Source organism: Capnocytophaga granulosa ATCC 51502, from assembly GCF_000411115.1.
Lineage (GTDB): Bacteria > Bacteroidota > Bacteroidia > Flavobacteriales > Flavobacteriaceae > Capnocytophaga > Capnocytophaga granulosa.
The window spans coordinates 255,347-276,427 of record NZ_KE150242.1 but is presented as its reverse complement, the minus strand read 5'-3'; the positions used below and the strand labels follow the sequence as shown (position 1 = coordinate 276,427).

Sequence of the window (21,081 nt, the reverse complement as noted above, 5' to 3'; positions counted from 1 at the left end):
CTAATGTATTTCTATTTTCTCTCCCAAGAACTTGGGTTTCACCCCAAAAGTCAAGTCCCAAAAGACTTTCACTCGGGCAAAGTATTCTCTGACGCTGGTTTTAAAGCCTGTGTACTTATCTACATCTTTGGCACAAAAGCCAATGGCATCTATACCATACTTTTGAGCTAAGTAAATCGCCCGCTGGTCGTGAAAGGCTTGGGAGACGACCGTTAGCTGGGTAAGAGAGAAAATCTCTTTGGCTCTTACAACCGAATCCAAGGTACGGAAACCCGCATAATCCAAGTAGATTTTCTGCGAAGGCACTCCCTGGGCTACCAAGGCCTCTTTCATATCGGTAGGTTCATCATACCCTTGGCGGCTATTATCCCCACTGATAAGGATATAATCCACCTTCTGCGCCTTGAAAAGAGCCGCAGCTGCCTCCACCCTATACCGAAAATAGAGGTTAGGCTGTCCATTCTTAAGACTCTTGCCTGTGCCCAGTAGCAGGGCTACCTTGCGCTTAGGAATACTATCAAGCTCCGTATAGAGCTTATCGGTTGTAGCCTTGCGTATGGTGCTATCAGCATTGTGAATCACCACCACGCCCATCAGCAGGAGAAAAAGTAGGAAGAACATACTTTTTACAAAAAACTGTCTGGAAATACCTATTTTTCTTGCCATTGCTTTTGCGATTACTGTTACAGCAGGCAAAGTTACTACTATTTGTAGTTTTATCAAAAAATATATTCAAAAAATATGTGCTATTTCCTTTTTTTTTAGTATATTTGCTATCCGAAAACGAAAGCATTTTTATAATGAAAGTATCTGTAGAACTTACCCTTAGTCCGCTTCAGGACGAATTTAGAGCACCAGTTATTCACTTTATTAAGAAACTCCGTACCTCTGGTCTTATCGTATACGAAAACCCGCTAAGCACTCAGGTATATGGAGAGTATGATCGTGTCATGGAAGTCCTTACCAATGAGGTGAAAGAGGTATTTGACCTCGTAGAGAATGGACTCATTTACATAAAAATAGTAAAATCCGACCGACACGAATATGAACCTTATTTTTGATTGGATTTTCTCTCAATATAAGGGTACTCCTACACACTTGGTGATCATAGAACTATTAGGCGGGGGCTTCGGCCTTATCAGTGTTTTCTTATCCAAAAGAAGAAACATATGGGTCTACCCCATAGGGATAGTCAGCACGGTACTCTATGTATACCTGCTGTGGGTAGGAAGGCTCTTTGGCGATATGCTCATCAACGCTTACTATACCACTATGAGCCTATATGGCTGGATACTTTGGACTAGGCATAGAGAGGATAGTGTACATGTAAAAATAGGCAAAATGAACCTCTCTGAAACCCAAAGTACCCTATGGCTTGCGCTCTTTAGTTGGCTCTTTGTCATGTTCGTCTATTACTTTAGACCTTATATCAATAATGATTTCTCCATGGAGGGAACTGAGTTAGGCTTCAAGTATTTTGTATGGACGGACTGGATAGATGCCACCACCACGGCCATTTTTTTGGTCGGAATGTGGCTTATGGCCAGGCGCAAGATTGAGAACTGGCTCTTTTGGATCGTGGGCAATACCATCTCTGTTCCCTTATATGCCTATAAAGGATTCTTGTTCAGTTCCTTAATATACATCATCTATACCCTTATTGCTATTTTAGCTTATATAGAATGGAAAAAGATCTTATACAACAGCCGAGCCTCTGCAAGCGTATCGCCTTTGTAGGACCTGAATCCACGGGAAAGACTACTCTTAGCGAGCTGATGGCCTCCCTATACCACACCCAGTGGGTTAAGGAGTATATGCGCCTTTACCTACAAGAGAAGTGGGACAAGCAGCATGCCGTATGTACTTGGGAGGACTTGCTACCTATTGCCAAAGGGCAAATCCGCCTAGAGAATGAGGCGCTTTCTAAGGCCATAGGGTATCTCTTTTGTGATACCTGCCTTTTGGAGCTGGTCATTTACTCCTATATATATTATGGGAAGTGTGATCCTGTGATAGAGCGTCAGGCACTAAATCATAAGTACGAACACATCTTCCTTACTTATATAGATACCCCTTGGGTGGCTGATGACCTTAGAGACAAACCCGATGAGCGTGAGGAGGTTTTTGCCTTCTTCAGGGACTTTTTAGAGAAAAAATCAATTCCTTTTCACTTGTTGAAAGGAGATCTAGACGATAGAGTTGAACAAATTAACCAAAAGCTAACACGATGAAAGAATTAACCGAGTACGACCAACTTCTCTTAGGAGAAAAAGGTATCAAAGTCAGCAAGTTACAAGAACAAGTAGCCATTTTCCTCGCAGGTGTGCCCCCTGTGAACTTAGTAGCTCCTGCCCATGTGGGTAGTGGTATTCTCTCTTTCTCTAGAGAAGATGCCATTCAGTATGTGGCCACCTACCAGAAGAAGAAAAACAGCTTGGACATTCTCAAGTTTGTCCCTGCCTCTGGTTCCGCTACACGTATGTTCCAGTTCCTTTCAGCCTTTGAGAGTGATTTTGACCCTAAAAAACAAACCTTTGATGAGTATATCAAAGAAAGTGGCAATGCCAATGCGGAAATTTTCTTCCAATACCTCCCTCAATTTGCTTTCTATGACGCTTTACAATTGTATATAGAGCAGCATAAGGCCTTTGATGGGCTCAATGAGGACGAAAAAAAGCTCCGTATTGCCCATATCCTACTCAAGGAAGAGCCTTTTAACTACAAAAACAAACCCAAAGGGCTTTTCCCCTTCCACAAATATGGTGAAAAGGTAGTTACCGCCTTTGAAGAACACTTCAGAGAGGCTTTCCTCTATGCCGCTCAGGGGGATGTAGTCAATATCCATTTTACCATTGGTAAGGAATATAGCACTCTTTTCCTAAACCAATTGGCCGAGATACGCCCCAACTTGGAAAAGCAATATGGGGTACACTTCGAGGTGAGTTTCTCTCACCAAAGTGAAAGTACCGATACGGTGGCACTGACCCTTGACAATGAGTTCTTCCGCGATGAGAAAAACCAACTGCTTTTCCGCCCTGCCGGACATGGTGCCTTGCTTAAAAACCTTAACGAACTGAATGCCGACATTATCTTTATCAAAAACATAGATAATGTAGTGGTAGAATCCTACGCTGATGAGGCTATTTTCTACAAAGAGGTCTTGGCTGGAAAACTAGAAGATACGCGCTCCAAGGTGCATAAGATCCTACAAAAAATCCAAAAAGAGAAACTCAAGAAAAAGGAACTGCCTGAGATCCTCAAGTTCCTCCCCGAACTCAATATCAAGGTGCCTTCCTATGTACATAAGTTTGCCAAACGCTATATGATAGAATACATCTATCAGGCACTGAACCGCCCTATCCGTGTATGTGGTATGGTAAAGAACGAAGGCGAAATAGGCGGTGGCCCCTTCTGGATAAAGGACGCCGATGGCAACGAATCCCTACAAATCATAGAAATGGCACAGATAGACAAAGACAATCCACAACAATGGGAACGCCTACAGGCCTCTACCCACTTCAATCCTGTGGATATTGTTTGCTGTATCAAGAACTACAAAGGAGAGGTATTTGACCTTGAAGAGTTCCAAGACAAGAAACTCAGCTTTATCACCGAGAAATCTTATAACGGACGTCCTCTCAAGGCCTTAGAACTCCCTGGCCTATGGAACGGAGGCATGGCAGGCTGGATTAGTATCTTTGTGGAAGTACCACAGATTACCTTCAACCCTGTCAAAACCGTTAATGATTTACTTAAGAAAAACCACCAAGGAAATCATTAATAGTGACTAACGACTAGTGACAAATGACGAGTGACTAATTCCACTATAGTATTGGTCACTTGTCACTTGTCACTTGTCATTGGTTACTTGTCATTATTATGAAACATTTTTTACTTATTTTTCTATTTTACAGTGCTGTCACCTATGGGCAGGATCTCAAGGAGGCTAAGGATAGGCTCTCTTCTCCCCCTGAAAGTACTTCAGGAACTGAAGCATATCACTCTTCTTCCGATGAGAGCTATCAAGCTCGTCCCACTTGGGACGATATCTCTTTCCTTCCGATGCTCTTCGACCTTACCTTTGTCTTAGGCTACAACCTACTGGTGGAGAGTAGCTATGAACGATATGGACGTATGCAGACGGCTGAGCTTAATCCCTACCCTTACTACAAGGGTAAGGGCGACTATACCTATGAGAAACAAATCATGGAGGATTTTACGCTCTTTCGTGCCGCCGTTAGTAATGAACTCTCCTTGGGAACCCATATTTTCCAAAACAACCTACAAGGCAAGATACGTATGGGCAGCCGCTTTGGTGCAACGCTCTCCTATCGTCATTTCTGGGAAAAGCAACGAGGTGTCCCCGCCGAGCACTTAGATTTTGTCTCTCTTACAGCTCAGTACTACCGTATCCGCACCCAGCGCATGAGCCTTAGCTGGGGATTAGGAGCAGGCTATATAGGCAACGGCATTAACCAATTTGGTTTTGCTATGACCCAAGATGCCGAAGTCTTTGTCTATAGGCCTTTTTCGCTGGCCTATCAATTACAATATACGGCTTTTACTTACTCGGATATTTTCTCTTTTGCCGTGGGCGCTAATTATTATCGCCAGCAGTATCAGGGCGGAATCAAGTACCAATATAACAACTTAGCAGGCAAAAGCTTTTCGGCTATGATACTCTGCGTTGGGGTTACATTCTGATAAGGGAAACGTCTTAAATAACGTCTCTACAAATAATACCCCCCTGTGAGGGAAAAACAGAGGCTGTCCTTTGGGGATAGCCTCTTTCTTTATTCTACTTAATTTGTTTAATTACTCTTGTGATATTCTATAGTGCGCTCGGTGATGTATGAGCCTTTACCATCGGTATATTGGATACGTTCTGTCCAGTTCTTATACGCGTCAAACTTAAAGTGCTTAGTGAGCTTGGAGGTTAGGTTACCCGCTGGGTCAAAAGTATAAAAATATTTGGAAACAGCTATCAAATAACATATATTTAACAAGAAAACTACCCCTTTGTGGGTAGTTTTCCTTCTATAGTAGTCCTTATAGTTTTATGAGTTTTCGTATTTATTTGTAGTATTCTATAGTACGCTCGGTGATAAAAGTAGCTTTACCATTAGAATATTGAGTGAGGTTTGTCCAGTTCTTATTAGCATCTGTCTTATATTGTTGTATGAGTTTGGATGTTTCCTCCCCTTTGCGGTTAAAGGTAGTGGATTGCACACACTCACCCAATCCATTGTAAGTGAATTTGATAATGAAAGCCAAGGAACCATCGGTATTATACCCTTGTTGTTCTATTAGTTGTCCTTTCTCATCATACTTATAAGTATTTTTCTGGATAAGTTCTCCATAAGAGTCATATTCGGCACGTTCTACAAGTTCGCCTTTGCTATTATAGACTTGCGTTGTTTTTTGGATGACCTCATTGTTCTTGTCATAATTGACACGCTCTATCTCATTACCCTTAGCATCATACTTATAGGTGTAGCGGAAGAAAGGTTTTTGCTCATTATCTACACTCTTGATCTCAATAATCTGTCCAGCCTTGTTATAGACATAGGTATCTTTTTTCCAGATATTACCCAAGTTATCATACTCAACGGTATAGAGGAGCTTAGGATCAGCTATTTCTTCATAGGAAGGTTTCTTAGGCTCTTCCTTTTCAGGTGCTTGAGCCGCTGCAGAAGGCTTAGCTTTCGCTTGCGCATCATAGATATTTACCTCTGTTCTATTACCCTTATTATCATAGGTATATTTGAGCTTTTTGCGCAATACTCCTTTGGTATTGACCTCATCTATGACAATCTTATCTAATTCTGCAGGAGAGATTAGCTCTGTGAAGTATTCTTCCTTTTCAGCTACCTTACCTTTATCATCATATGTCCAAGTACACTTATAAGCGGTTTGGTTTTTCATAGTGATAACTTTTTCCAACATGTGGTTATCAGCATCATAACGATAAGATTCTCTCATAAATAGATTTGCTTGGTCATCATAGCTGTCTCTCTCTGAGATATTTCCACGTGTATCATAGCGGTATACATAGCGCCAAAGTAGGACACCCTTGGCATCAAAAGAAGATTCTTCTGTCTTTTGGCCTTTTTTGTCATAACGATAGGTTACACGTCCTCTGAAGCCTTCTTCTACAACAGGCTCCTCTTTAATTGGTTTTTTAGGTTGTGAGGCCTTGGGAGCAGGTTTTTCTACCTCACTGCCCTCATATACATATTTTTTGGAGTACCATAAGCCTCCGTTACTATAGTAAGCGGTTTTTTCAGTTACATTTCCTTTCTTATCATAGTGTATCAGTAGGTTATCTACCCCTTTGGCTACACTTCCTTTTCCATAATGGCCTCCACCCTTGTCTAAGGCAACATAAGTGGTCAGGCGCACACTCTTGACATTGCCTTCCAAAGTGTTTTTGTAATCTTTTTTCCCTGCTTCTTGTGCAAAGGCAAAGGTGGAACACAAGGAAAATAACAATAATTGCTTTACTTTTGACATACTTTGTCTTGTCATCTTAATTTTCAATTTTTAGACTTGTTTCTAATTAATTTTGTTTTAATAAAATTGGAAGTCAAAATGTTTTCTGTTAGTTTTTGTGGTTTTTAAGTGATATGTAGTTGCTTTTTCAGAAACATCTACATTACTATCAAAAGAGGTTAGGGATTTCTCCTTAAATAGAGTGCCTTTTTGATTCTTATAATCTTTGGTAGTTTTTGGTTTGGTTTAGTTTTTCTTATAGTTTATGTCATAATTTACAATGTTTTTCAAATTCGGGGGCAAAGGTACGATTTATTTTTTTATTCACAATGGGGTTAAAATTTTTATTAGTCCTTTTTTTAACTATCAAGTTACATTTAATATGTTATATACTAATCAATTATACAAAAACGTTAAATTTAAATTTAACTATTTATGACGGTTTTGAAAAAATAATTACTAATTAAATGGATTTTCCTCTATTAATATTTACCCTATATAAGATTTTCAAATAACATTTTTTTACGATTTAAAGAGATAGCAAATAATGATTAATGATTATTGGCATTAATTATCACTTAGATTATTTACAATTTTCGTGCCAAAACTTATGTTGTTTTTAAAAAAGCAAAATAAAAATATTTCTTGTAACAATTCACATTTTTTCTATTGTGATTTTCAAAGATAATGATTATTTTTGCCACGCTGAATTAGGTACTATAGAATAATGAAAAAAATATTCCTCCCTTTTATTATCTGTGTAGGAACGATCTCTATATTAATTCGACTTTTCTATTTACAAATAGTTGATAAAGACACTCGCAAAGACAATATTGCTAAGGATGTGGCTATAGAAGTGTCTTATGATTATCCCGAACGTGGGTATATCTATGATAGAAATGGTAAGCTACTGGTATCCAACCAGTCCGCTTATGATATCATGGTGGTACCACGCGAGGTAAAGCCCTTGGATACCTTAGAGTTTTGTTCGCTGGTGAACATAAGTATAGAGCAATTCCGCGAGAGTTTGGACAAAGCTAAGAAATATTCTTACCGTAAGCCTTCGGTTTTCGTCAGCCAACTCTCGAAGGAAGAGTATGCCCCTTTGCAAGAAAAACTCCGAAAGTTCCCTGGCTTCTTTGTGCAAAAGCGCTTGCTTAGACACTATGAGACCTTCAGCGGCGCCAATGTATTGGGCTACATCAGCGAGGTGAATGATTGGGAACTGAAGAACAACCCTTACTACTTGGCTGGTGAAATCATTGGCCGACAAGGCGTAGAGAAGCAGTATGAGGACTTTCTCAGAGGCAAGAAAGGGGTACACTACCTGCAAAAGGACAAGTTCAACCGTGTGATTGGCTCTTATAAAAACGGGGCTTATGACACGCTTCCTGTAGCAGGTAAGTCCTTGGAGCTAACCATAGACGATGATTTGCAGCGCTATGGAGAGACCCTTATGCAGTGCAAGCGTGGCAGTATTGTGGCTATAGAACCCAAGACAGGGGAGATTTTAGCGCTTGTCTCCGCCCCCTCCTATGACCCTAACCTACTGGTAGGGCGCAAGCGTTCGGAGAATTATACTATGCTGTACAACGACTCCATTGCCAAGCCCCTTTTTGACCGTGCACTGCTAGCCGAATACCCTCCTGGTTCTACCTTCAAACCTTTTACAGCCTTGCTCGGCTTACAGGAAGGGGTGATGACCCCCAACACCTTGGTCTCCTGCAATGGTGGCTACCACTACGGAAACCGCGTGATGAAGTGCCACGGACATGCCTCTCCACTTGATATGATGCATGCCATTGCCACTTCCTGCAACGCCTATTTCGCTCACGAATACCGTAAGATCATAGAAAAATACCCAACCCCTGCCGAGGGACTAACCGCTTGGGCAGAGGACTTAAAGAGTTTTGGTTTTGGAACTTACTTAGGTAGTGACTTTCCTATTGGTCGCAAGGGCTATCTGCCCGATGCTGCTTTCTATAACCGACAATATGGAGAGAACGGATGGCGAGCTACCTCCAATATCTCCAATGGTATCGGGCAAGGAGAGGTGCTGGTAACCCCTTTGCAACTGGCCAATGCCCTATCGGCTATTGCCAACAAGGGCTGGTACTATACCCCCCATGTGGTGAAAAAAATAGGAGGGGAAACAACCCCTTTTACCGAATATACCCAGATAAAGCACACCCGTATTGATCCCAAATACTTTGACCCTATCATACGAGGTATGAACCTCTCCTATACGGGAGGTACCTCCAGAGGTACCCAAATAGATAGTATCAATGTCGCGGCCAAGACAGGAACTGCTGAGAACTATATCAGAGTCAATGGCAAGCGTATGCAGCTGACTGACCACTCCATATTCATGGCCATGGCGCCTATAGAAGACCCCAAGATTGCCATAGTGGTGGTGGTAGAGAACGGTTACTTCGGTGCCCGTATCGCAGGGCCTATCGCCTCACTAATGATAGAGGAATACCTCACTAAAAATGTAAAAAGAAAAGACCTTGAGAAAAGAATGATAGAAAAGAGCTTGGAGGACGAATATGCCAAGCCTTACTCTGGACGACCTTTCTCTATTAATAAATAGTCCTATGTTAAAACACCTTGACTGGCTCAGTGTCCTCCTATATATAGCGTTGGTCTCCATTGGTTGGGTTTGTATCTATGCCACAGGCTACAACGAACAAACCACCAATCTTATGGACTTCTCTCAGCATGCCACCAAGCAATTATTTTTTGTTTGTACCAGCGTGCTGCTTATCCTATTTATCTTGGCTATTGAACCGAAGTTCTATGAGAACTCCGCAGAAATATTCTATATGGTAGCCATGCTACTACTAGTAGGGGTGCTTATCTTTGGAAAGACAATCAATGGGGCTAAGGCTTGGTATGCCATAGGCCCTGTTACCATACAACCAGCCGAGTTCGCCAAGACAGCTACCGCACTGCTCTTTGCCAAGCAGCTCAGCCATATACAGACAGATATACGTAAGTTCAAGGACTTGATTAATACACTAGTGATTATCATCATACCTTGTTTTCTCATCATCTTACAACCCGACCCAGGGAGTACCTTGGTCTATGGGGCTTTTATCTTTGCGCTGAACCGAGAGGGTATGAGTTCTTCCTTTATCTTTCTGATGCTCTTGTTCCTTATGGTTTTCCTCTCCACCCTGAAGTTTGGCATGGGCAACACGATTACTTTTTTCGTTTTCCTTGCCCTACTCTATGGCTATTGGGCAAAACAGCGCAACGGACATACCCCTTATAGGCATGTATCTTTGCTAGTAATACTATGCGTGCTGACCTCCTATTCGGCCAATTTCATTTTCTATAATGTTTTCAAGCAGCACCACCGCGATCGCTTTAGCCTTTGGCTACGCTTAGATAACGAGATCACCGATAGCCAAACGCTTCGCCAGACAGTAGCTTACAACACCTTACAAGCCGAGTCGGCTATCTCCTCGGGAGGACTCTCAGGTAAAGGATTTTTGGAAGGAACCCTTACCAAAGGAGACTTTGTCCCTGAACAACATACCGACTATATCTTCACCACTTTGGGTGAGGAATGGGGTTTCTATGGGACAGCTACCGTTACCCTTCTCTTTGCTTTACTCTGTCTGCGTATATGGTATTTGGCTGAAAACCAGCGGAGTAAGTTCTATCGTATCTATGGTTACTGTGTGTCGGCAATTTTCTTTATACACTTTTTTGTCAATATCAGTATGGTCATCGGCACCATGCCCACCGTAGGGATTCCACTGCCCTTCTTCAGTTATGGAGGTTCAGGGTTATGGGGCTTTACTATGCTGCTCTTTATCTTCCTTAGGCTCAATATGAATAAGGAAAAACATTAGCTAATTGACTAATTTACCCCGCCTTAGTATCCTTTTCATTTTTCCTACAGACATCTTTTTAGGTACACGCTTAGCAGAGGACTGTTGTAAGGATTGTTGTGATGAGGGTTGTTCTTGTACAACAATTGTTACAGCATCACGCTTTTCGGAAATCCCTTTCTCTGTAGGCTCTTGTGGTTCACTTGCTTTTTTCTCTTCAATAGTTGTTGTTTGCTGGTGACTTGTGGCCTCTTTACCACTTGTGATAGGGGGGCAAGAGGAAGCCACTGGGGCGGGCATATCCTCTTGGGGGTCAAGTTCGTCCCAGCCGTCAATGCTCATAAGAGCCTTGATCGCATTGAGTTGTTCGCGTATATTGGGATAAACGACCTTCTCTCCTTGCTCTTGAGGTTTGCCACTGGCAATATGCCATAGTGTTTGTACGATTTGCTTTTTCATGATTTATAGGATTATTAATAGACTTCTTAGCGACTACAAAATTACAACATTTAATCAGTAAAATCAATAAAACGTAATAATAAAAAGAAGTTAAAGTTAATGATTGACATCAATAATGATTAATACCACTATTTTAAGGATTGTCCTGCCGCAATTTATTACCTCTTCGTTTTGTCAGTTCTAAAAAAAAACGTATATTTGGCATTGATTCTAATAAAGACGAATTCTCATTCAACCATTAGCAATTAATGATCGATCATTAACAATTAATAATTACATATGAAATCATTCTTTATTCCTTTGGGGTGTTTGCTTACCTTGACGGCATGTCATTCGCTCCAGCAAAAACAAACTACTAAAGAAGAGAAAGAGACATGGGAAAACTTTTCTTATCCTGAAACCAAAAAGGAAAATGTAGAAGACACCTATTTTGGCAAGAAGGTGATTGACCCTTATCGCTGGCTTGAGGACGATAGAAGTGAAGAAACTGCCGCTTGGGTAAAAGCTCAAAACCAGGTTACCTTTGGCTACCTACACTCCATTCCTTACCGCAACCAAATCAAGGAACAAGCGGAAAAACTCTGGAATCATGAACAACTTACCGCTCCCTTCAATGTAGGAGATTATACCTATTATTATAAGAACGATGGTTTGCAGAACCAAGATGTTCTGTATCGCCGAGACAAAGAAGGTCGTGAGGAACTCTTCCTTGACCCTAATAAATTCGCTGCCGATGGGACAACCTCCTTGGCCGAAATCAACTTTTCCAAAGATGGTTCCCTCTTGTGCTATCTGATCTCAGAAGGAGGAAGTGACTGGCGCAAGGCGATTGTTATGGATACCAAAACCAAACAACAAATAGGAGATACTATTGTTAATATCAAATTTTCAGGCGGTTACTGGTACAAAAATGAGGGATTCTACTACTGTAGCTATGACAAGCCAAAGGGTAGTGAGCTTTCTGAAAAGACCGACCAAAACAAGCTATACTACCATAAGCTCGGCACCCCTCAGTCAGCTGACGTATTAGTCTTCGGGGGCAAACCAGAGGAAAAAAACCGCTACGTAGGAGGCTATGTGTCCAATGACGAAAACTACCTCATTATCCGTGGAGAGGAAACTACCTCTGGAGGTAAGTTGTGGATCAAGGATCTTAGAAAACCTAATAGTCCACTCATCACTATCCTCAACAACTATGACTCCGACACCTTTGTCCTTTCTATCAAAGGGGATAAAATCTACTTCCAAACCAACCTAAATGCCCCTAATGGAAAAATCGTAGTGGCAGACATAAAGAACCCTACCCCAGAGCACTGGAAAGACCTTATTGCTGAAACCCAAAATGTACTTACCCCTGTAGTGGCTGGGAAATATATCTTGGCTCACTATATGAAAGATGCCATCTCCCAAGTAAAACAATATGACTTTGAAGGAAAACTGATCCGAGATATCAAACTTCCTGCCTTAGGTACAGTAACCTTGAATAGTGCTAAGGAGGAGGAAAACGAAAGTTATTTTTCCTTTGAAAACTTCTATACTCCCTCAAGTATCTATAAGTTACACTTAGACAAAGGGGATACGGAGCTTTATTGGGCACCTAAGATAGACTTCAACCCTAATGATTTTGAGTCCAAACAAGTATTCTATACCTCCAAGGACGGCACCAAAGTACCTATGATCATCACCTATAAGAAGGGGACTCCCTTAGATGGTACAGCTCCTGCTTGTCTCTATGGTTATGGTGGATTCAATATCAGCTATACCCCTTGGTTCGCTGTTACTTATGCCGTATGGATGAACAATGGGGGTGTATTTGCCGTGGCCAACATTCGTGGTGGTGGTGAATACGGTAAAAAATGGCATGATGATGGTACTAAGTTCAAGAAACAAAACGTATTTGACGACTTTATCGCTGCTTGCCAGTACTTAATAGATAACAAATACACCTCCAAAGAGAAACTTGCCATCAAGGGTGGTTCCAACGGCGGACTACTCATAGGAGCAGTAATGACCCAACGTCCTGACCTTATGCGTGTTGCCTTGCCTTATGTAGGGGTGATGGATATGCTTCGTTACCACAAATTCACCTCTGGAGCAGGCTGGGCATACGACTATGGTACTTCCGATGACAGCAAGGAAATGTTCGAGTACCTCAAGGGCTACTCCCCTGTACACAATGTAAAAGAAGGTACCTGCTATCCTGCTACTCTTGTCTTCACTGGAGACCATGATGACCGTGTGGTACCCGCCCACAGCTTCAAGTTTGCCGCCCAGCTGCAAAGCAAACAAGCCTGCAAAAACCCTGTATTTATCCGTATAGAGACCAATGCAGGCCATGGTGCAGGTACGCCTGTGAGCAAAATCATAGACCAAACCGCTGACTGGCAAGCCTTTGCCCTATGGAACATGGGGTATAAGAAGCTACCAAACTCTAAAGACTAAATTAATTCAAGTTCTGAAAGCCCTGTAACTCATTAACTTTCAAAACATCCCCCCTACCCCCCTCAAGGGGAAAGTCGCGTAAGCGAGTATGTGAAAGTAAGTAATAGAGGTCCAATATGTTATAGAAAGAAAATTTTCTAATTTGATAAACAAAATAGGCCTTTTCAACGCCCTTAAAGACACATACTCCGCTCTCGCAACTCACATACTCTGCTCCAAGTATTCGCAGACTATCCTTTGGAGGGGAGTGGGGGGATATGTTTTTACAAATAATTGATTATTAGTTATTTATAATTGCAATAATTGCCTAAAAACGACTTGCGAAACTTAAGTAAATAATTAATAATTAATAATCAATTATTTATTTAAGTTTTGCAAACTCTGTAATCAACTGATTCTCAAAACATCCCCCCTACCCCCCCTCAAGGGGGGAGTTAGTAAGTAGTAGAGGTTCAATAAGTTATAGAAGGGAAATTTTCTAATTTAATAAACAAATTAGACCATTTCAACGCCCTTAAAGACACATACTCCGCTCTCGCGGACTTTCCCTTTGGAGGGGGGTTGGGGGGAGGTTTTTACAAATAATTGTTTATCAGTTACTTGCAATTTCAATAGCAACCTAAAAACAACTTGCGAAACTTAAATCATTTATAATTACAATAATGCCTAAAAACGACTTTCGAAACCTAAGTTAGAAAATAATGATAAATAGCAATATTATTCCTTATAATCCCAAGCTAAAAGAATTTGCGAATAACCTAAGAAATAATAGTACTCCTTGTGAAATTTCTCTTTGGAAACAAATAAAGGGAAGGAGTCTAGGAGTATTGTTTAATAGACAAGTTCCTATTTTAGAATACATCGTTGATTTCTATTGTCCTCAATTGCATTTAGCTATTGAAGTGGACGGAAATATTCATGATTTTAAGTATATAGAAGACGCCAAACGACAAGAAGCAATAGAAAAATACGGAATAACATTCCTTAGATTTTCTAATCAGTCAATAGAAAATGATATTACACATGTAATATCTGTGATAGTGGCAAAAATAAATGAACTAAAAGAAGAACAAGAAAGTAACTATTAACTCAAGTTTATATTGATGATTGTCAGCTACTTGAGACTAACAAACACTTTCAACTTCCTCAAAGAATCTGAACTCCCCCCTTGAGGGGGGGATTTTGAATATCAATAAGTTAAACAGTTTGTAAAATTCAATTTAACAATTAATATGAAGTATTTTTTTATTCCGCTAGGTTGTGCTCTTGCCCTTTCGGCTTGTAAGAACAACCCTCAACAACCCTCCGAGACAGAACAGATGAAAGACTTTACCTATCCCCAAACCAAAGAACAAGTCGTAGAAGACGATTATTTCGGAGAAAAAGTAGCTGACCCTTACCGTTGGCTCGAAGACGACCGAAGTCCAGAGACTGAGGCTTGGGTGAAAGCACAAAGCCAATTCACCACTGATTATCTCAATGCAATTCCTTACCGCAAAACGATTAAGGAACAACTAGAAAAACTCTGGAATTACGAAAAGTCAGGCGCTCCTTTTGTAGAAGGTGACTATACCTACTACTATCGCAACAACGGTTTGCAAGACCAGAGTGTGCTCTACCGCAAGGATAAGGACGGTAAAGAGGAAGTATTCCTTGACCCTAACAAGTTTGCTGCCGATGGAACCACTTCCTTGGCTGGGCTAAACTTCTCCAAAGATGGTTCTTTGGTATGTTACCTTATCTCTGAGGCTGGTAGCGACTGGAAAAAAGCCATAGTGCTCAACGCCAAGACCAAAGAACAAATAGGCGATCCTATTGTAGATGTAAAATTCGGTGGAGGTAACTGGAAAGGAAACGAAGGTTTCTACTACTCTTCCTACGACAAGCCAAAGGGTAGTGAACTTTCTGAAAAAACCGACCAAAACAAGGTGTATTACCACAAGCTCGGTACTTCTCAGAAAGAAGATGTGCTCATCTTCGGAGGTACTGCTGAGGAAAAAAACCGCTATACCGATGCCTATGTAACCGATGATCAAAGATATCTTATCATCTTCGGTGCCGATGCTACTTCTGGTAACAAGCTCTTTATCAAAGACTTGAAAGACCCTAAAGCACCTTTGGTTACTATCCTTAATGACTATTCTTCCGATACTTCGGTGATTGATGTCAAAGGAGATAAGCTCTACCTCTTCACCAACCTCAACGCTCCTAACGGAAAAGTAGTAGTTACCGACGTAAAGAATCCAACTCCTGAACATTGGAAGGATCTTATCCCTGAAAATGAAAATGTATTGGACATCACTACCGCTGGTGGCTATATCCTTGCCAAATATACCGTGGCTGCCCTTACCGAAGTAAAACAATATGACTTCTCAGGTAAGTTTATTCGCGATATTAAGCTCCCTTCCATAGGGGTTGCTGGTGGATTCTCTTCCAAAGAGAATCAAAAGGATACTTATTTCTGGTTTACCAATACTTGTACCCCTACAAGTATCTACAAACTCAACTTGGAAAGTGGAGAAACTACCCAATATTGGAAACCTTCTATTGCTTTCAACTCTGATGAGTACGAGTCCAAACAAGTATTCTATACCTCTAAGGACGGTACTAAGGTGCCTATGACCATTACCTATAAGAAAACTACCAAGCTCGACGGTACTGCCCCTACCCTACTCTATGGCTATGGAGGGTTCAATGCTATCACTTATCCTTACTTTGGGGTGAGCATCGCTGTATGGATGAACAATGGCGGAGTATATGCCACTGCTAATATCCGTGGAGGTGGTGAATATGGTAAAAAATGGCATGATGATGGTACTAAGTTCAAGAAACAAAACGTGTTCGATGACTTTATTGCCGCTGCTGAATACCTTATCAAAGAAAAATATACCTCTAAGGAGAAATTGGCTATCAAAGGAGCTTCTAACGGAGGACTTTTGGTAGGAGCCGTAATGACCCAGCGTCCTGACCTTATGCGTGTAGCCTTGCCCGATGTAGGGGTTATGGATATGCTCCGCTACCACAAGTTCACCGCAGGCGCTGGCTGGGCTTATGACTATGGTACCTCCGATGACAGCAAGGAAATGTTTGAATACCTCAAAGGTTACTCTCCTGTACACAATGTAAAAGAGGGCGTTTGCTATCCTGCTACCATGGTATCCACTGCCGATCATGACGACCGTGTAGTACCAGCTCACAGCTTCAAGTTTGCCGCTCAGTTACAGAAAAAACAAGCCTGCAAGAATGTACCTATTATCCTACGTATAGAAACCAATGCAGGACACGGAGCAGGTACCCCAGTGAGCAAGATGATTGAAGGATATGCTGACGAACAAGCCTTCTCTCTCTGGAATATGGGATACAAGGAACTACCTAATAAATAGTGAAAAGTAAAAAGTGAATAACAACAAATGACAAATCTCTTCAAAAATTAGAGAGATTTGTCATTTGTCATTAGTAATTAACCATTAACAATTAAGAAAGATGTTAGAAAAAGCCCTTGCTTCCGTAAGCGAAATGGAAAGCGCTTACCACACTTGGCGAAACCGCCCCTTAACCACACGTAAGGAGGTCATCAGCCGTATCCGAGAAAAGCTACTAACCCATGCCGAACAATATGCCAGAGCCATTACTACCGATATGAATAAGCCTTTGGCGCAAGCTCTTGCTGAGGTTAAAAAATGTACTGCCCTTTGCTATTATTACCTCACTCATATTGACGACTTCCTCCGCCCACAACCTTTGCAGAGCAGTTGGACAGAGAGTTATGTCCGCTTAGACCCCTTAGGCGTACTTTTAGCTGTTATGCCGTGGAACTTCCCCTTTTGGCAAGTATTCCGCGTAGCTATTCCTAACCTGCTATTGGGCAATGTATTGGTCGTAAAACACGCCTCCAATGTCCCTACTGCTGCTGCACTATTGGAAGAAATCTTCCTTGACAAGTCCTTAGGCTTTCCTATCTACAAGAACCTGCCCTTACCAAGCCAACATGTAGAAGCCATCATCGCCCACCCTGCCATTAAGGGCGTTACCCTTACAGGAAGTGAACCTGCGGGTAGGTCGGTCGCCCAGTGTGCAGGTAAGCACCTAAAGAAATCCGTCTTGGAACTCGGAGGAAGTGCTGCCTTTATCGTCTGTGAAGATGCAGATCTAACAAAAGCGGTCACCACAGCCGTCAATGCCCGTATGCAGAACGCAGGACAGAGCTGTATTGCAGGCAAACGTATCTTAGTACAAGAATCCATAGCCGAGGAATTTACAGCGGCCTTCACTGAAAAGGTCAAAGCCCTCAAGCAAGGTGACAAGTATGACCTCTCCACCGAAATAGGTGCTATGGCACGAGAAGACTTGGCCATAGAAATAGAAGAAATGGTCAAGCAGAGCCTTGCCGAGGGGGCTACCCTACGCTGTGGGGGCAAGCGTACAGGTGCTTTCTACACTCCTACTGTCCTTACTGGAGTTACTCCTACCATGCGAGTATTCAGGGAAGAGACCTTCGGGCCTGTAGCGGTCATCACCACCTTCCGAGACTTTGAAGAGGCCATTGCGCTGAGCAACCAATCGGATTTTGGCTTAGGAGTGGCCATTTTCTCCCAGAATGTAGATTTTGTAAAATCTCAAGCCCCTCGCTTTGACGAAGGTGCAGTATATATCAATGAGATGCTTATCAGTGATCCACATTTGCCCTTTGGAGGTATCAAGAACTCAGGCTATGGCCGTGAGCTCTCCTACTTTGGTGTATGGGAGTTTGCCAATATCAAGACGGTAGTGGTGAAATAATAATGCAAATCAAAGATTAAAACATTATTTGCTAACTATTTAAGACGCAATAAATTGTGTCTCTACGGATGACTACACTCTTCGGGAGTGTCTTAGCCAGCGTTAGGGTAGAGACGCAATTTATTGCGCCTTAGAAAATTAGTGAATCATTTTACCTATTGGTTATCAAACAACCACTGGAGTATATGTTGTTCCCTCTGGTCAAAAGCAATACCCCTACGTGCCATCACACGCTCGGCTACGGCAAAAGCCTCCTCCAAGCGGTATTTCTCAGCAGAGGCTCCCCAAGCAAAATTAGGAATATATTTGCTTGGAAATCCAGCAGAGAAAAGGTTAGCAAAAACCCCTATAGTGGTACCACTATTGATTTGGGTATTGATGGCCGTTTTGGAATGGTCTCCCATCAGTACCCCACAGAATTGCAAGCCTGAAGAGGTATAACCGCCCTTTTGGTAATCCCATAGCTGTATGGTATTATAGGTGTTTTTGAGATTAGAAACATTGGTATCCGCCCCGAGGTTACACCACTGCCCCAATACGGAATTGCCTAAGAAGCCGTCATGCCCCTTGTTGGAGTAACCCCAAATAACGGAGTTACTTATCTCACCGCCTACCTTACTGTAAGGGCCTATAGTAGTAGCTCCATAGAGCTTGGCACCCATATTCACGGTAGCATGCTCGCAAAGGGCGATAGACCCACGCAGGTGACTACCTTCCATGACCTCGGCATCTTTGCCTATGTAGATCTTGCCTTTCTGACAGTTGAGGGTTGCAAACTCGACCTTGGCACCTTCCTCTATGAAGAGGTTGTCCTTATCGCCCAAGAAGCCATTGGTAGGTGAGAGTGGCACAGAGGTACGTCCTTTTGTAAGTAGTTCAAAATCAAAGTCTATCGCCTTGTCATTATAGGTAAAAAGGTCGGTAGGCTTTTCAAAAACCACCAAAGGCTCTTCCCACTCTATAGGAGGGATAGAAGAAAGCGTGAGGCCATTATTCATAAAAGCCAACTGCCTTCCTTGATACGTAATAGACTCCCCTATCTTAAGAGAACGCAACTGTTCTAAAAGGCGTTGGGTAGGCAAGAAATTAGCGTAAATGGAAAGGGTACCCTCCAATGTATTAGATTTAGGATACTTTCCACTAAGATAATCAGCTGTGTTGTAAGCTATCTTTTCTACCCCTAAAAGTCGCTGCCAGCGCTCAGCAAAAGTTAAAATACCTGCACGCAGCTCAGCCGAAGGACGGGTAAAAGTCAAAGGGAAAAAATCCTTTATAATGTTTTTATCCTCAAAGAGAAGTCGGTCTATTTTCATATTAGTAGCTTACATAGTCTGTAATTTCCAAGCCATAGCCCGACATACCCACATAGCGAGAAGGTTCGGAGTTGGTCAAGAGTTTCAAGTGAGAGATACCCAAGTCTATCAGGATTTGAGCGCCTATACCTATATCTTTTACCTGAGCGGCAGGTACTTGCGAAGGTTCGGATTTGCCCTCTTGGGCTGCCTTAATAGCTTGGATACGATGCAAGAGATTTTGGGAGTAACCTCCTTGGTTGATGACGATAAAAGCCCCCTTACCCGCTGCATCTATCTGCTGGAAGATGCGACTGAGTTCGTTGTCCTTCTTGCGCAAAAGTTCTAAGATATCATTACTAATAAAGTTGGCATGGATACGGGTAAGTACAGGTTCGTCCTTAGCCCAAGTACCTTTGGTGAAAGCCAAGTGTATCTGTCCGTTGGTAGTTTGTTCGTAAGCACGTAGGCGGAATTGTCCAAAATCGGTATCGATAGAAAAGTCCTCTTTTTTGACAATAAGGCTATCATGGCGCATACGATAGGCCACCAAGTCCTCTATAGAAATGATCTTAAGATTGTGTTTTTCAGCCACTTTCACCAGCTGTGGCAGGCGTGCCATGGAACCATCTTCATTGAGAATCTCAATGAGTATCCCCGCAGGTTCCAGTCCAGCCAAGCGCGCCAAGTCTACCGCTGCTTCGGTGTGGCCTGTACGGCGAAGTACCCCGCCTTCCTTGGCCTTGAGGGGGAATATATGTCCTGGACGACCAAAATCCTCTGGCTTGGTCTCAGGCTTTACGAGTGCCTTAATTGTTTTGGCACGGTCAAATACAGAAATTCCTGTAGTACAGCCCTCTCCCTTGAGGTCTATAGAAACAGTAAATTGGGTATGGTGCAGTACGGTGTTGTTCTCCACCATCATGTCCAAGCCCAATTCCTTACAACGCTTTTCCAATAGAGGTGCACAAAGCAAACCGCGCCCATAATGGGTCATAAAGTTAATCATTTCAGGGGTTACCTTTTCTGCTGCTGCAATAAAGTCCCCTTCGTTTTCGCGGTCTTCATCATCTACTACGATGACGATTTTCCCTTGTTTAATATCCTCAATAGCCTCTTCTATGGTATTGAGTTTTATTTCTTGGTTCATTAATTTATATTTATTTTGTTATGAAATTCTTTGATTACCACAGCCTAAGATCATCACTACTTTCTGCATTAGAGAAATTAAGCACAAGCGTGAAAGTCAGCCCTTTAAAGACTGTATCTCGGCGGAAAGGAATGGAATACCCCACATAAGCCTGATGAATATTGAAAAAAGAAAGACCTATACGAGGCTGGAGTGCATGGGTATTGAGCGATACACCCATCCCAAGGAGAATAAGGCTAAACTCATATCCTATCTCAGGGACTATTTCCATTTTGGACTGCTTACGTCCGTCATCGGTAAATGTATTTTGTGACCCCAAGTGTACTCCTGCATAGAGCGAACGGCTCACCCAGTTATACTCTGTATTAAGAGATACCCCTGCAAAGCCTAGGTTATGAGAGCGATTGGTATGCGTAAAAGCCGCCCTTATCCCCCAATATTCAAAATCCTCAAAATCCTGTGCTCCAGCTCCTAAGGGCAGAAATAACAAAAAGAAAAATAGTCCTCTCATAAAATTTCTATTTAGAAATTCCCATGCAAAAGTACAACTTTTTTTCTTATTCTACACATTTTTAACGTGAGTTAGGTATAACAAATATCCCCCAAACTCACATCAAACTTACAT

At 42.0% G+C, this 21,081-nt stretch carries 18 protein-coding genes; 11 read left to right on the top strand and 7 right to left on the bottom strand.

Annotation, left to right across the window (positions count from 1 at the left end):
- Positions 1–666, bottom strand: a complete 666-nt coding sequence (locus HMPREF9331_RS01170; protein WP_016419361.1) for a SanA/YdcF family protein — start codon at positions 664–666, stop codon at positions 1–3.
- 134 nt (positions 667–800) lie between these two features.
- Here HMPREF9331_RS01170 and HMPREF9331_RS01165 point away from each other — a divergent pair, with 134 nt between their 5' ends.
- From HMPREF9331_RS01165 to HMPREF9331_RS01145, 5 genes are all read left to right on the top strand, one after another.
- A complete protein-coding gene (locus HMPREF9331_RS01165; protein ID WP_040356974.1) occupies positions 801–1,061 on the top strand; it encodes a thiamine-binding protein in 261 nt (86 codons plus the stop codon).
- A complete protein-coding gene (gene pnuC / locus HMPREF9331_RS01160) occupies positions 1,045–1,737 on the top strand; it encodes a nicotinamide riboside transporter PnuC (RefSeq protein ID WP_016419359.1) in 693 nt (230 codons plus the stop codon). Before HMPREF9331_RS01165 ends, pnuC begins: the two co-directional genes overlap by 17 nt.
- The gene (locus HMPREF9331_RS01155; protein ID WP_016419358.1) at positions 1,683–2,231 is read left to right on the top strand and encodes an AAA family ATPase; all 549 of its coding nucleotides are present in this window, start codon (positions 1,683–1,685) and stop codon (positions 2,229–2,231) included. Before pnuC ends, HMPREF9331_RS01155 begins: the two co-directional genes overlap by 55 nt.
- Positions 2,228–3,781, top strand: coding sequence for a DUF4301 family protein (locus tag HMPREF9331_RS01150; RefSeq protein ID WP_009641616.1), 1,554 nt, complete (start codon positions 2,228–2,230; stop codon positions 3,779–3,781). The genes HMPREF9331_RS01155 and HMPREF9331_RS01150 overlap by 4 nt, the downstream gene beginning before the upstream one ends.
- Positions 3,782–3,879: 98 nt before the next feature.
- Positions 3,880–4,704, top strand: coding sequence for a hypothetical protein (locus HMPREF9331_RS01145; protein WP_016419357.1), 825 nt, complete (start codon positions 3,880–3,882; stop codon positions 4,702–4,704).
- Between the two features lie 107 nt (positions 4,705–4,811).
- On the opposite strand, the gene HMPREF9331_RS13050 is transcribed toward HMPREF9331_RS01145, so the two are convergent.
- On the bottom strand, positions 4,812–4,988 hold the full coding sequence (locus tag HMPREF9331_RS13050; protein WP_016419356.1) for a hypothetical protein: 177 nt from the start codon (positions 4,986–4,988) through the stop codon (positions 4,812–4,814).
- An 85-nt stretch (positions 4,989–5,073) separates the two neighbouring features.
- Positions 5,074–6,528 (bottom strand): RHS repeat domain-containing protein, encoded by a 1,455-nt coding sequence (locus HMPREF9331_RS01140; RefSeq protein ID WP_016419355.1) that lies wholly within the window; start codon positions 6,526–6,528, stop codon positions 5,074–5,076.
- Positions 6,529–7,219: 691 nt separating this feature from the next.
- Between HMPREF9331_RS01140 and mrdA the strand changes: the two genes are divergently transcribed.
- Together mrdA and rodA are read left to right on the top strand one after the other, a co-directional pair.
- Positions 7,220–9,085: a penicillin-binding protein 2 gene (gene mrdA, locus HMPREF9331_RS01135; RefSeq protein ID WP_016419353.1), complete on the top strand. Its 1,866-nt coding sequence runs from the start codon at positions 7,220–7,222 to the stop codon at positions 9,083–9,085.
- Between the two features lie 4 nt (positions 9,086–9,089).
- Positions 9,090–10,355, top strand: coding sequence for a rod shape-determining protein RodA (gene rodA / locus HMPREF9331_RS01130; RefSeq protein ID WP_016419352.1), 1,266 nt, complete (start codon positions 9,090–9,092; stop codon positions 10,353–10,355).
- Here rodA and HMPREF9331_RS01125 read toward each other — a convergent pair whose 3' ends face one another.
- The gene (locus tag HMPREF9331_RS01125; protein ID WP_016419351.1) at positions 10,356–10,793 is read right to left on the bottom strand and encodes a hypothetical protein; all 438 of its coding nucleotides are present in this window, start codon (positions 10,791–10,793) and stop codon (positions 10,356–10,358) included. It lies immediately after the preceding gene.
- Between the two features lie 279 nt (positions 10,794–11,072).
- On the opposite strand from HMPREF9331_RS01125, the gene HMPREF9331_RS01120 reads away from it, so the two are divergent.
- The 4 genes from HMPREF9331_RS01120 (at position 11,073) to HMPREF9331_RS01105 (ending at position 18,014) form a co-directional block, all read left to right on the top strand.
- Complete coding sequence (locus HMPREF9331_RS01120; protein ID WP_016419350.1) at positions 11,073–13,235, top strand: prolyl oligopeptidase family serine peptidase; 2,163 nt, start codon at positions 11,073–11,075, stop codon at positions 13,233–13,235.
- A gap of 701 nt (positions 13,236–13,936) precedes the next feature.
- On the top strand, positions 13,937–14,323 hold the full coding sequence (locus HMPREF9331_RS01115) for an endonuclease domain-containing protein (protein ID WP_016419349.1): 387 nt from the start codon (positions 13,937–13,939) through the stop codon (positions 14,321–14,323).
- Positions 14,324–14,467: 144 nt separating this feature from the next.
- Positions 14,468–16,618, top strand: coding sequence for a prolyl oligopeptidase family serine peptidase (locus HMPREF9331_RS01110; RefSeq protein ID WP_016419348.1), 2,151 nt, complete (start codon positions 14,468–14,470; stop codon positions 16,616–16,618).
- Positions 16,619–16,718: 100 nt separating this feature from the next.
- Complete coding sequence (locus HMPREF9331_RS01105; protein ID WP_016419347.1) at positions 16,719–18,014, top strand: NAD-dependent succinate-semialdehyde dehydrogenase; 1,296 nt, start codon at positions 16,719–16,721, stop codon at positions 18,012–18,014.
- 155 nt (positions 18,015–18,169) lie between these two features.
- Here the strand turns inward: HMPREF9331_RS01105 and HMPREF9331_RS01100 are convergent, their stop codons facing one another.
- The 3 genes from HMPREF9331_RS01100 to HMPREF9331_RS01090 are packed head-to-tail and all read right to left on the bottom strand — an operon-like array spanning position 18,170 to position 20,967.
- Positions 18,170–19,327 (bottom strand): GlmU family protein, encoded by a 1,158-nt coding sequence (locus HMPREF9331_RS01100; protein ID WP_016419346.1) that lies wholly within the window; start codon positions 19,325–19,327, stop codon positions 18,170–18,172.
- Between the two features lies 1 nt (position 19,328).
- Positions 19,329–20,456, bottom strand: a complete 1,128-nt coding sequence (gene ribB, locus HMPREF9331_RS01095) for a 3,4-dihydroxy-2-butanone-4-phosphate synthase (RefSeq protein ID WP_016419345.1) — start codon at positions 20,454–20,456, stop codon at positions 19,329–19,331.
- Between the two features lie 34 nt (positions 20,457–20,490).
- A complete protein-coding gene (locus HMPREF9331_RS01090; protein ID WP_016419344.1) occupies positions 20,491–20,967 on the bottom strand; it encodes a hypothetical protein in 477 nt (158 codons plus the stop codon).
- Positions 20,968–21,081: the final 114 nt, after the last annotated feature.